The organism is Paenibacillus sp. OK076, assembly GCF_900110055.1.
Classification (GTDB): Bacteria; Bacillota; Bacilli; order Paenibacillales; family Paenibacillaceae; genus Paenibacillus.
In genome coordinates, this window is record NZ_FOCH01000001.1 from 2938446 (window position 1) to 2952345 (window position 13900).

8 protein-coding genes are annotated in these 13900 nt (G+C 44.3%); all 8 read right to left on the minus strand.

Annotation, left to right across the window (positions count from 1 at the left end; all coding sequences use genetic code 11):
• Positions 1 to 75 precede the first annotated feature (75 nt).
• The 8 genes from BMY78_RS12975 to BMY78_RS13010 all read right to left on the minus strand — a co-directional run bounded on the left by BMY78_RS12975 (position 76) and on the right by BMY78_RS13010 (position 13700).
• Complete coding sequence (locus tag BMY78_RS12975; RefSeq protein ID WP_090899046.1) at positions 76 to 1698, minus strand: response regulator transcription factor; 1623 nt, start codon at positions 1696 to 1698, stop codon at positions 76 to 78.
• Positions 1698 to 3365, minus strand: a complete 1668-nt coding sequence (locus BMY78_RS12980) for a sensor histidine kinase (RefSeq protein ID WP_256222092.1) — start codon at positions 3363 to 3365, stop codon at positions 1698 to 1700. Before BMY78_RS12980 ends, BMY78_RS12975 begins: the two co-directional genes overlap by 1 nt.
• 166 nt (positions 3366 to 3531) lie before the next feature.
• Entirely contained in the window at positions 3532 to 5118 is a 1587-nt protein-coding gene (locus BMY78_RS12985) for an extracellular solute-binding protein (protein WP_090899052.1), read from the minus strand.
• 65 nt (positions 5119 to 5183) lie between these two features.
• Complete coding sequence (locus tag BMY78_RS12990) at positions 5184 to 6053, minus strand: carbohydrate ABC transporter permease (RefSeq protein ID WP_090899054.1); 870 nt, start codon at positions 6051 to 6053, stop codon at positions 5184 to 5186.
• A 13-nt stretch (positions 6054 to 6066) separates the two neighbouring features.
• Entirely contained in the window at positions 6067 to 7014 is a 948-nt protein-coding gene (locus tag BMY78_RS12995) for an ABC transporter permease (protein ID WP_090899057.1), read from the minus strand.
• A gap of 405 nt (positions 7015 to 7419) precedes the next feature.
• Positions 7420 to 11880: a carbohydrate binding domain-containing protein gene (locus tag BMY78_RS13000; RefSeq protein ID WP_090899060.1), complete on the minus strand. Its 4461-nt coding sequence runs from the start codon at positions 11878 to 11880 to the stop codon at positions 7420 to 7422.
• A gap of 41 nt (positions 11881 to 11921) precedes the next feature.
• Complete coding sequence (locus BMY78_RS13005; RefSeq protein ID WP_090899062.1) at positions 11922 to 12800, minus strand: carbohydrate ABC transporter permease; 879 nt, start codon at positions 12798 to 12800, stop codon at positions 11922 to 11924.
• 15 nt (positions 12801 to 12815) lie between these two features.
• Positions 12816 to 13700: an ABC transporter permease gene (locus BMY78_RS13010; RefSeq protein ID WP_177185802.1), complete on the minus strand. Its 885-nt coding sequence runs from the start codon at positions 13698 to 13700 to the stop codon at positions 12816 to 12818.
• Between the last annotated feature and the right edge of the window lie 200 nt (positions 13701 to 13900).

The following is a 13900-nucleotide window of genomic DNA, read 5'->3' on the forward strand; positions in this document are numbered from 1 at the left end:
CTCCTATCATGGTAATGGTTTTGGCGCCTTTTTTTTTACAGGATTTCGCGAAAAAATCATACATTTTTTGCATCCTTATTTGGACTCGTACCGTGTCATTTTTATCCGATATTGCTTAGGTGTATCACCCGTATATTCTTTAAACAGTTTGCAGAAATAACCTTCATTGACGATACCTACTTCCTCGCACAATTCCAATAAAGAATAATCCCGGACGTTTAACAACTCGAGAGCGAGATGGATTTTTTTACGGTTGATGTAGCTGATCACGCCTTCGTTCATTGTTTTTTTGAATAAGCTGCTAAAATACGATGGCGCTAGATTCACTTCCTCCGCAATTGCCTCCAACGTTAAGCGTTGTTTCAAGTTTTTCTCTATAAAATGCATAGCACTCATGATTTCTGCACGATGTAATCGTTGGCCCGAGTGCACGTATTCAAATGTGAAGTCGCCAATATAAGCGAGTTGTTCTTGAAATGCCATATATTCCATAGGGAATTCAGCTGCTTCCGTAGTCAGCTTGTTCCCCAATTTAAACTTTACGGTAATTTCTCTGTACAAGTCTCTAATCATGGGCGCCATGATGGACTTGTGGATTTTATGGTCCGAAACAAAGTGCAACAGCTCGGCAAGTGCATTGTCCAGCTCTTCCTTGGAAATCTTTCGTTTCAGCCGGATAAGAAAATCAGCCAGTTTCTGCTGAAAGTCTGCTTTTTTGTCATTATGGTATTGGAACCGATGCATCGGTGTTTTGACTACTTTTTCGGTATGATAATAGAAATCCTCACTCACATTTTTAGCTTCCGTGTACGCCTGTTTGATCGATTCCCAGCCTCGGTGTGGACCACCAAAAGCGACAGATACCCTTTGATTCAAATATTGATGCAAATGAGATACGATCTGCCCTCCCAAGGATAGGCAAGCATATTCCGTTTCCATATCACTGCGGTTATTTTCCCAGGATAGAAAGCCAATAAAACGATTATCGGACAGATCCGCAGCTACCCCACTGCCACCATTCATCACCGTTTCTTCGATGATATTCGTAATCGCATATTTCAAGATGTTTTGATCTGAGGCAGCGTATTCGTTTCGAAAACTTTCATACGTATTCATTTCAACGATGAAGCAGCAATAGTTGGCTTGAAAGAAATGAAACTGCATGCGATTAGCAAAATCCGATGCCCGATGAGAAGGAATTTCGCCTCTGATCAGTTCGTTAAAAAATTGCTTGCGCACTCTATATTTATTTTCAAGGACGGATACATTTAACGATTGAAATTCCGCTTCTTTTTTCTTAAACTCATTTAAAATTCCGGCTGCCTTATCCAAAGCTCGATTCAAATCCGCTTCCCGCAAGGGAACCTTTACAATGTACTCCAATACGTTGGCTTGAATCGCTCGCTGGGCGTATTCAAAGGATGAATAGGCGGTCAAAAGTATGTATTGCGTATGGGGGAGCTCCCTCTTGAGCTGCTCAATCATGGAGATTCCGTCCATTCGCGGCATAACGATATCGGATATGACGATGTCCGGCTTCAGTTTTATGATCTCCTCGACCCCATTCAGCCCATTATTCGCTTTGCCCACTAGAACAAATCGCTTATCCCTATGAGAGAGTTCATTAAAAAACAATTCCAATCGTTGAATGATCAGGTCTTCATCGTCAACAATGAAGCAGGTATAGTCTCTCATCATTATGCATCTCCTTTTTGCAATTCTGCCGGGAATACAGCGCGTACACGGGTTATTTCCTTAGGTATGCTAATGATTTGCAGTCCGAATTGATCGCCGTAGTGAAGTCTTATTCGGCCATGAATATTGTTCAGCCCGATTCGTTTTCTTTTTACTTCCTCTTCACTCGGTTCAGAGATTAAAATATGCTTTATTTTATCAGCTGGAATTCCCTCACCTTGATCAACAACTTCGATGATGACGATGCCGTCCTCCCTGTACGCATGAATCGTAATAGGCCCCTCAATTCCCCCTCCGTTATAACCATGGAAGATACTATTCTCCACAAGAGGCTGCAGCAGCATTCGAAAAACAGGGAAATCCATTAACCCTGCTTCGATATTTTCAATCAAGTGGAAGTTTCGGTTATACCGAATGTTCTGGATCTCGATATAGTCCGCTACATTGCGTAATTCCTGGCGTAGGGAAACCTTCTCTGAAGCATCGTCTATCCCGTATTCCAATAATGAAATGAGCGACCCGATCACCACATCTACTTTCTCTATTTGTCCGAGACGTATGACATTGCTGATCGAACCAAGTGTGTTATACAGAAAATGAGGGTTAATTTGAGACTGTAACACCTGGATTTCCAGCTTCCGCTCAAGTTCATTATGAAGCTCAGCCCCCCGAATCAGTTCCACAATTTGTTGCAGCATACGATCGAATGCTCGTGAAAGATCGCCAAACTCATCGTTTCGATTAATTGTTATTGTCGTTGTGAGGATGCCTTGTTCCACCTGCTTCATTTTTGTTTTGAGCGTATAAAGTGGTTTTCTTATATATTTGGCAACCAAAAAAGAAATGAACAAACTTAAGAGAAGACCTGCAGCTAGAAGCTCAATATAATAGGTTTCCAATCTGGACAAAGCTGCTTTCAAGCGTGATTCATCATTGATCGAGATTATGGTCCAGTTGAATTTCTCCGTCGGTTTTTTCAGAAGGGAGACCGGAATGCCATCCTTGGTATGCAGTTGAAGACTTGTTTCTGTCGTATCAAGAATTTGTTCCGCTGACGTTTCTCCGATCGAAAACGTATGATCTTGAATATTCAGTAGTCCTTTATTTTCAGAAAATCCGGCAATGATTTTACCTGTCGCGGTGATCAGAGCCAGATTCATTTGTTCTTGTTTATTAATCTTGAACAAGGTTTCCTCAATGGCATTTAGATCCAAGTCAACCGCAATGGCCATTGGAAACGGAGCACCGTTCAGATATCGAACCATCGTAACGGTCCAGCCAGAATACTTCGATTTGTATGGTTCACTAATGAAGGTAGTCCTTCTGTTCTTATCAGCCGCATCAAACAAAGGTTCTCTCTCAGTTAAAGGTTCATCGAATATTCGAGTAGCTGTACTTCCGCCTAGAATGGATAAATCGCTTTTGATCAAATAAATATTACTGACGTAATTACTATTGAGTTCATACAGTTCTCTTAATTGCTTTTTAATCACTTCCGTATTGTCAATATTGGCTTTCACTGATGTTTCGACTGAGAAGAGCATCGTTTGGAAGGAGGAAAAATTAACAGTGAAGTACTGGTCTACCTTGTCAAGGATTTGATTGGTGTAAAAAATGTCATTGGTTCTTATTTCCTTTTGGACATAGCGATAAGACAATTGGCTTATCAAGATGATGCACCCTAATACAAAGGCAAACACGATAAAAAATAATTTTAAAGGCAAGCTGATTCTTCTTCGCATCGATCATCTTCCTTTTAGTTCCGTTTTAAACTAAGAATAGCATATGCTAATAAAGAGAGGGGCTACGAATAGCCACTCTCTTCGTTTATTTATTTTACTTGATAAGGCCGGCTTCTTTAAATTGTTTGATTGCTGTTTCCTTATATTTCTGCATGTCAAACTTGGTATCCAACGTTTGGAGGAAATTGTCCCAGTTAGAAAGAGGCTCTTTGCCCGTCATAAATTTAACTAAACTTTCATTAATGAAACGTGTGCGGTCAGCATCCAAGGTATCGCTGGGGTCAGGGGTCAATAAATTTCCGGGCAGCGTTGGCCCCACATATTGCTGATTATCCTTGAAAGCTTCCGCCGTCTTCGGATTCTGGAAGCTGAAGTACTCCGCATCATCACCACGGCGCGGCATTCTATAATGATCGACCCACAGGTACTTCTCTTTCATTTCCTTCGATAACTCGGAGGTTTTATTTTTGATCTTGCCGTCCACCACGTCCCAATGAATCCCTTTAATTCCGTATGCAAAGTTCGGATAAGCTTCTTCGTCCGTAAAGAGATAATTCAGCATGGACAAGATCCGAATGATTTTGTCCTTATCCGCTTTCGCGGAAATGGCCCATGAATTGCCTTGGAACGATTTTCTCTCTACAATTTGATCACCGTAAGGACCTTTCATCGGAGGAATAACAATCCATTCCGGCACCTCGCCACTAATTTCTTTCATTTTCTGCTGATAATCCGGCTCCAGCCTGCGGGCATCTCTGATCATGAAGCCAACTTTACCCTTAAACATCTTTTGATCCAACAGATCAGGCGAATTCATCGTCACCCAGTCTGGGTCTACCACTTTGGCTGCCATCATTTTGTTAATGTAAGCAAGCGCCTCTTTCATTTTTGGATCAATAAACAGGAATATCGGTTCATTATCTTTTATCTCAACGGCCGAAGGAGGATTGACACCAAACATCCACATCAAGCTATCGAAGCCGTAGGTTTGCAGATTACCTTCTTTATTCATACCGCCGATGAATCCGTACGTATCGTTTTTACCATTCCCGTCCGGATCTTTCTCTGTAAAGGCTTTCATAACTTCGAACAACTCATCCGGTGTCGTTGGTACCTCCATATTCAGCTTTTTCAGCCAATCATTGCGGATAAAGAAGCTTCGACTGATACCGTTTACATTATCATAGCCTGGAACTCCAATCGTTTTTCCTTGATAGGACATTGCTTCCCAGGAGTCGTTGCCAAACCGTTTCTTTAATTCAGGGAATTGATCCAGATACGGTGTCAAATCCGCAAGAACGCCTTGGTCGTAATATTGCGCAAGATCAGCCCGACTCTTCAAGAAGATCAAATCTGGAATATCTCCGCCTGCAATGAGTGTATTCAGTTTGGTTGTTGCTTGCCCAGCTTGAGGAATCATCATATCCAAGTCGATGTTCATCTCTTTTTCCAACATTTGACGTTGAACATCTTCATCACGTGGAGGTACCGGAGCAGCAGCATTGAAAGTGCCTTGGTTAAACATTGAGATTTTCATTTTGGTTGCAAACTGGCCAGATTGCCCTTGCGAATTACCCGAAGCTGTCGATGTAACTTCTTCATTTCCCCCACATCCTGACAGTAGCGTACCCAATCCTAAGATTGCCGACAGAATAGCAAATGAAATCTTCTTACGCTGCATATTGACCTCTCCTTTGCTTGTATATTATCACGGTTTCACCGTAATAAGTTAGGTTGGAACACCTTTTAACCTTTAACGGATCCCAAGAGCACACCTTTGGTAAAATGCTTTTGTAAAAATGGGTAAACGATTAAAATCGGAATCGTAGTCACAACAACGGTAGCCATCTGTACAGCGAACGTACTTACAGCTCCGGAATTGGCGAGCGACTCAGCGCTTTGTGTTGCAACGTTAAGCAGGATGTTGCGCAAGACGACTTGAAGCGGCATGAGGTTGGAATCATTGATATAAACAATAGCATCAAAATAACTGTTCCAATGCCCCACTGCGTAAAATAAAGAAATGGTGGAAATGACGGGCAAAGACAGAGGTAAAATGATCCGCCATAACGATTGAAGTTCACTTGCACCGTCAACCCTCGCTGATTCCTCGATTTCACCAGGCAATTGCTCAAAAAAGCCTTTAATGATCACCAGATTAAATGCACTAATGAGATTTGGAATAATCAATACCCACGGACTGTTTAGCAACCCGAGAGAGCGAATTAGTAGATAAGTCGGAATTAACCCCCCACTAAACATCATGGTAAACACAATGAATAGTAAAAACGGACTGCGTCCCGGCAAATATTTTTTGGATAACGGATAAGCTGCTAAGACCGTAAAAAACACATTTAACGCAGTGCCTACAATTGTTCGAAACAACGTAATTTTATACGCCTGCCAGATCCCATGAGAGATGAAGACTTCTTTATAAGCCAGAAAGGTAAAAGATTCTGGTATAATCACAATCCCTCTCCTTAATACTTCCGATTCTGGCGTCACTGAGACAGCAATTACATATAGAAAGGGCAGTAAGCAAAGTAGGGATAGAAAAATAAGAATAACATAAACGACGGATTGCCAGACTTTTTCCCCGATTGTCAAATTGATCATATTAAAAACCACCTCACCAAATTTGCCCATCGAATTTTTTGGCGAGCTTATTGGCCGCCAACACTAAAGCAAATCCAATGACAGCTTTAAACAATCCTACAGCAGTAGCCAAGCCAATCTTAAGACGCTCCAACCCCTCACGGTATACCCATGTGTCGATAATGTCGATCTTCTCCTGGTTAAAGGTGTTGGCAAACATGAATATTTGGTCAAAGCCAGCATCCAGAATATGGCTTAATTTAAGGATCAGCATCAGAATAATGACTCCTCGAATGCCGGGTAAAGTGATATGCCAGAGCTGTCTCCATTTGGAAGCACCATCCATTCGAGCCGCTTCATATAAGCTTGGATCAATACCTGCTAATGCGGCGAGGTACAGTATCGCTCCCCATCCAATGTCCTTCCATATTTCAGATGTGATGACCAGCAGTCTTCCCCAAGCAGGCTCCGTTAGAAATGAAATGGGCTGAAAACCACTTTCCTTCAAAATCATATTAAAAAGGCCATCGCCTGGGGCTAATAATGCTACCATCAATCCATATACAATGACCCAAGACAAAAAGTGGGGTAAATAAGTAATGGTTTGTACGATTTTCTTAAACCATTGGGTATGAACTTCATTGAGCAATAAAGCAAGTACGATGGGAGCGGAGAAACCGAACAATAGCTTATACAGCGATATAACAATCGTATTTTTCATGATGTCCCAGAAATAAACGCCGTTCATAAAATCCGTAAAATTTTTGAATCCCACCCATGGGCTATCCCATACTCCCAAAGCCAGGTTGTAGTTTTTAAAAGCAATCAATATTCCCGCCATAGGGATGTATTTGAATACGGCAAAGTAAATTAATGCTGGTAATAAGAGAGCATACATCACTTTATATTTTTGGATCGTCCTTATCCATGACTTCCGCTTTTTGGAGAGAGGAATGGCGTCCGCTGCCAATTTCACTTGCATATCATCACCTCGTCTTTGTTTGTATTTGTATATTAGCACCCGCCTAACGGATAAATTTCTGAAATTTCAAGAATTTCTTATAAGATTTTATGTATGTAGGCCGTACTAGCCTAATAAACAAGCAATGAGACTAAACTGAACAAGCGATGAGTACCGGAACTTATACCGACAAATCATGAATGGATCTTCATATTCTTTTATACTCAGCTTATCTTCCCAAAATACAAACAAGCACTGTTCATCCCCAAAGGATAAACGTGCTTGTTTGCTAAAAATCTCATCGTTATGATAGTGAAAATGTTAAATGGATCTCTTTCATGCACTTGATGGAGGGCTATATTATTTTCCCTTGACTTGCAATGCATTCTTTAGTGTAACAAACTCATTATTAAAAATTATGCCATTTTATTGTGTTGGCCCCATCAGGATGAGACTCACATCCGATAACATAATCGCTGTATTCCCGTCTTCGACACCACTAATGTTGCCCATATCAAACACGATGCGGCTGTTCGCATAGCTCGGCTCGGTAGTATCAAATATGAAGGTATACTCCCGCTCCGTGGTAGACAAGTCCACTTGTTCACCAAAAAATCCGTGCCATGCATATCCTGCGGGAACGTCAACCCAACCGATGCCTAGGCCCATTTTACGCGGTTTATCCGCTTTGGCTTTGAACGTCAGTTTGTATTTATATCCCTGTTGCATTGCAAAACCTTCATTAATAATCTGTCGATCCCACGGATTAGTTCCCGCCTGACCGATTTGAGCTTGCAGCTTCTGATTCGCAACTTGGAATACCAGTTCTTCGCTATTCCCGTCAGAATGTTTAAACCATCCTTCGCTGCCTTTTGCAAAGTCGCCATTCGGAATCAGATTGACATGTACCGGCTGTCCCCCTTGATCCGCACCAGGATTCACTTCGTACAACATTACATTTTGAATGGATACGTTATGCTCTCCTGCCGAAGCGGTGCCGAGACCAAAGTTCAACAAGGCAGCTGAATCCCCTTGTTCCCCCATCCCAAAGGTATATACATATGATTGTTTGGTTTCTGTCAGGTTTACCGTTTCATCCATATACTTTGTGTCTTCGCCGTTCCCCTGCGACACTACCACTTGCATGGATTTTGGAGCGGTTGCTGATGCCTCAAAGCTTAAACGATACGTTTTTCTTCCCTCCAGCACAAGTTTCCCCTGCTGCAATAACACTTCCCACCAGTTCTCACTTGTTCCCGGCAAAGTGATGCTAATACCTCCATCTTCTCCATGGGATACCTCGAGATCAGGGGGGATCAATTCCCAACCACTTCGATCTGAAGTCAGCTCCCCGTTCTGAAGTATGTTCTGCGAGACGTCCAGCCAGCGTGTATTGTATTCATTCCCTTCAAAATTAACGTAGTACACTGCCCCGGCTTTCAGGGAAACCGCTGGGAAATATATGGTTTTATAGGTCTGCCAACCACCTGTATCTCCAAGCACCAGCTGTGAGGTGGCCACCGTTGTACCTTGTTCATCCTTGACACTGAATCGAACTTTTGAATCAGCTTTGGCACTTGCCATCCGTGTGGAGAAGACGTACACTCCATCGTTCGCCCCGTCTATTTTGAATTGCAGCAGATCACCTTCGTCCATGTAGCTGACATGTTTGCCGCCTTCATCGGAGTTTTCGAGTTGCAAGCCTTGCATGAGCCACGCTTCTGTTGCAGGAATATGTGCATACTTCTGGATCGATACAGGCTTTCCCCGTTTCGTCAGGCGAACGTTATCGACGTAGACCTTTCCTGCAGAACTGCCAAATAATAATTTCAGTTCAGACGTTGCTGCAGCCGGGCCCTCTCCAATCACAATCTCACCCGTATAATTCTTCATTTCTTGACTAATCTGAATGAGTTGTCCTTGATGTATCTGTACGTCATGACCCTCAGCGGTAGACAACTCCACATCCATCGTACGAGATACATCGGCCTTGGCATCAAAAGAGAATCCGTAGGTTGTGCCGCCTTCCAGTTTCATATCAGGCTGAACGACAGCCACTTGATCAGGCTCCCCATTCGTTTGTTTCACATCAACCACGAGCTGCCGCTCCATGATCGGGAACTTCAGGAAATTGTTAACGGAAATCTGAGCTTCAGCATCAGGTTGAATCTGCTTGGACCAGAAGCCCAGTCGCTCCTTGCCTTGATCAAACGTACCGTTATAAACATAATTGCCATCCGGCAGTGCTTTCCGCTCCACAGGGACTGGATCTGCCTCTCCCATCTCCGTCAGTCTGACATTGGACAACAGGACTGTCCCTTCATCCAGGCCCAGATTGAATTCGAATCGAGCGTTATTGTCTGCGCCATCCCGCATATTAAATGTGTATTCGAACGGCTGCCATTCGGTGGTCAATGAGAAGGTTTTTTCACCGGAGTAATTCGTCCAGCTTTTCTCAAATTGTGTTACTTTGGAGCGAATATCACGGTTAACGGATGCTTTGGCATCAAACTCTACTCTATACTTTTTATTTTTCTTCATATACATCGGCATTTGCGTCAATTGTACGGAATAACTCTCGGTGCCCGCCTGGGAGATGGTCACTTTCGCGGCCTTGCCCTTCTGTTCATCGTCAACGATTTCAACTGCACCAGCTCCGCCTGCATTTGTAATAAACTTCCATTCGTTGGGCACCCCGGTTGCATCGGAGCCTTCAGTGAAGCGTTCATTATAGATTTCGTTGCCGTCTGCTTGCGGAGCACGTTGCCGTTCAGGCTCCATTGGACTTGAAGTCACGTCCGGCCAGTCGTTTATTTTTTTATAAGAGTACACCCGAACAAAGTCAACATTCATCTTCTCGGAGACAAATTCGTTCTCAGGTGATCCCGGCCAGTCTCCGCCCACCGCGAGATTGAGGATCAAATAGAACGGTCTGTCGAAGGGTGCAGGGAAGGTATAGCTCTCCGGCTGACCTGCAGCAGTCGTCTGCCAATCATTCACCTGATGATGAAGCTTGCCATCCACATAGAAACGAATCATGCCAGGCAGCCATTCCACCTGAAAATCATGGTAATCATCTGCAAAGGACTCGCCAGCAGGAAGAGTAAACTTGCCTTGATCATGCCCATGCGAACCGTCAGACTTGACGGCATCATAGTGGATGGTGCTGTACACTTCATGGTCTTTATTTTTGCCACCGATCAGTTCCATAATATCGATCTCACCTGAAGCTGGCCATCCGCCATAATGCGCTTCATCCGTAGGCATCATCCAGATAGCTGGCCACATGCCCTGCTGCACCGGCAGCTTTGCCCGAACGACAACTTTACCGTAGGTCCAGTCCCCTTTTCCCATCGTCATCAGTTTGCCTGAGGTAAACGACTTGCCGCTTTTTTGCTCCCGTTTGGCCTCAATTTGCAGTACATTGCGATCCCCGTCCTTGACGATGCGTGTATTGTCAGGGCTGTAATATTGCAATTCATTGTTGTAGACAAGTCCTGTATCCTGAACAGTCCACTTGGATGCATCGATAGCTGAACTGCTAAATTCGTCATTCCAGATCATTTCCCAATCCTCGTTCGGGATCATCGTTGCCGGAATGGGCTTCTCTCCCACAGGATTACCAGGAACAGAAGGGCTCTGTCCACCCGGATTCGAAGGCGTGGAACCATTTGAACCGTTACCGTTTCCAGGTGTAGGAGGTCTTGATGCTGCTGGCTGATCATTACCCAGCGTCATATTAACACTGTGCTGGCCTGTTGTGACCTCTTTCCCGTTAACAAGCACGTTTTCCGCTTCCACATTGAGTAGTTTTATTTTTCCTTTTGCATCAATCCGGGTATGCCGAGCTTTGCTGTTCACGCTTAATGCAGCAATGACGCTCTCGTCAGACAATTCAACCGTCGCTTTGCGCAGAATAATCATTTCTTCAATCAGGCTGTTACCCGTGATATTCACATGTACCGGTCCCGAAGCGTTGTCCACTACCACTCGTTTCAGTTGGGTATTACGAATATTAATGGAATGGCTTCCTCCACCTTTGATGATGACACTTCCCGTAACCGTCACCCCATCAAGCGTCACTGTACCTTCGCCAATCCCTTCGGCCAGCAATAGATTGCCGCCAACGGTCATGTTTTGGAGGGTGACATCAGCTGATCGAACGACCAGGTTGCCATCAACGCTCGACTCATACGTGCCCGGGCTGCTTTTCACATCCTTAATCATGTTGGATATCAGCGTTGCTGCCTCTGCTCTGGTAATATCGGCGTTCGGAGCCAATTGGTTATTGTATCCGTTTACAATTTTCTCCTGAATGAAATAACTGAACGCTTTTTTGGCGTAATCTGCTACCTGTTTCGCATCTGTAAAACGAGTCAGTACGTGCTCATCTTCCTGGCCTGTTGATAGTTGGAACGCTCGATCAGCCATAACTGCGGCATCCTGTCTGGTGACGGGTTGATTGGGTGACAGCTGTCCAGCAACAGTACCCAGTATGATCCCTGCCCTATTTGCTCTAACCAGTGCTTCATAATACCAATCGTTTTCATTCAGGTCGGTAAAAGATACAGACGCTGATTCTTGCCCGCGAGCAAAGCCCATTATCCGGTCCAGCATCACAATAAACTCGGCGCGGCTGATGCGTTCATTCGGTTTGAACGTGCCGTCCGTATAACCTTGAATCACAGCAAGCTCCTGCATCCGTGTCACGGCTTGTTCAGCCCAGTGGGCCGTCATGTCCCTATAGGGTGTGGAATGCAGGCTGTTCGCCTGCACCTGCTCCATTCCCTTCGCTTGCTTTGTTGCGCTGTCTGCTCCGGCCATTGCCGGATATAGTAGTGAAACCATCATGCTTCCTGCCAAGAGACAAGCCAATCCTTTTTTCACCCGTATTCCTCCCCTTATGTGTTGTTCCTTGCAGGGCCATGCTATTCTTTCACTGCCCCGATAACGATGCCTTTAACGAAAAAGCGTTGTAAAAATGGATACACCAGCAAAATAGGCAGAGCCCCTATAAAGATTTGAGCTGCGCGGACCGTGCGCTGGGAGACGTTCTCCAGCATGGACGGGTCTACGTTGATTTTACTAAGATCCTGCTGCACGATAATCGTCTGCAGTAAGGAAGCCAGTGGATAATTTTTCACGTCCGACATATAGATCATACCGTCAAACCAGGAATTCCACTGACCTACCATAGTGAAAAGGGACAACGTAGCAATGGCCGGAAGAGACAGCGGCACGTAGACCAGCGCCAGAGTCTTGATATGACCCGCCCCATCTAGATAGGCTGCTTCCTCCAGTTCCTTGGGCAGACCGCGGAAGAAATTCATCATGAGAATAACATTCCATACGGACAGTGCTCCTGGCAGAATCAGTGCCCAGATCGTATCCATAAGTCCCAGCTTCTGAATCAGAATGTAACTGGGGATCAGGCCCCCACTGAACAAAATGGTAAAAACGAAAAACCATGTGTAGATCGAACGACCCTTGAAGCTGATATCTTCCTTCGAGAGCGGAAATGCCGTAAGCAGCATAATAACCATGCCAATGATGGTCGCAATCACCGTTCGTTTCACCGAGACCAGCAAGGAGTTAATAAAATTGGAATTGCCAAATGTCTTCACATAAGCGTCGGTGGTGAATCCAATCGGCCAGAAGCTGACGAGATTGGATGAGGCTGGCGCCATGCTGCTGAACGAGACGGCCAAAATATGAATAATGGGCAATATGCACAGCAACGATAATACGCCGAGAAAGATATAATTGAATATGCTGAATAATCGATAGCCTTTTGTTTTGTAATACAAGCCCTTTTCTCCTCTCTAGAACACGCGATAGTTAGCCAGTTTGTAAGCGAGTCGATATGAAATAACGATCAGAATTGTCGCCACCACCGATTTGAACAATCCTACAGCTGTGGCAAAGCTCATCTTGCCGTTCAGGATACCGAGTCGATATACGAACGTATCAATGATGTCGCCTTTGTCATACACAAGCGGATTGTACAGGTTGAACACCTGATCGAATCCCGCATTCAGAATATTTCCGATGGAAAGGGTCATCAGTACGATGGTGATCGGCATCAACGCAGGAAACGTAATATGCAGGGTCTGCTTGAACCGGTTCGCTCCATCCACCTCAGCAGCTTCGTATAATGCCGGGTTGATGCCCGAGAGAGAAGCCAAAAATACAATTGTGCCAAAACCAAATTCCTTCCACACATCACTGACAATCAGTGTTATCCGAAACCACGTTCCATCTCCCAGGAAAAATATCGGGTCTCCACCCAAGGCAACAACAAGCTTGTTCACCATGCCTCCTTGCGGAGAAAGGATATCCAGCAAAATCCCGCCGAGGATAACCCATGAGAGAAAGTGCGGCAGATAAACGAGTGTTTGACTGACCCTTTTAAAAGCGACCAGACGAACTTCGTTTAACAGAACGGCGAACAGGAACGGAGCGATTAACCCGGCAATAATTTTAAAAAATGCAATTACCAGCGTGTTCCAGATCACTTGCCCCACATCTGGATACAGGAACAAATATTTGAAATTATCCCAACCTACCCATTTGGATTCGGTAAATCCCAGATAAGGTTTGAAATCCTGAAAAGCAATGACAATGCCTCCCATTGGTATGTACTGAAAAATGATTGCCAGCAAAACCGCTGGAACAAGCATCAAATGCAAGGACCAGTTTCGTTGCATATTCCAGCGCTGTTTTACCTTGATGGCCCGCCGTTTGCGCGGCGTTTCTAACGTATGTTCCTTCACCCCAACATCCCCCATGTTATCAATTTTGTATTTTACAAGTGCGCGTGAACTTGTATATTAAAATTATAGCAACGCCCATTTGCGATCTATATCCTAATATTGCAACAACGATAACAATATTTTAATGAGTTGAG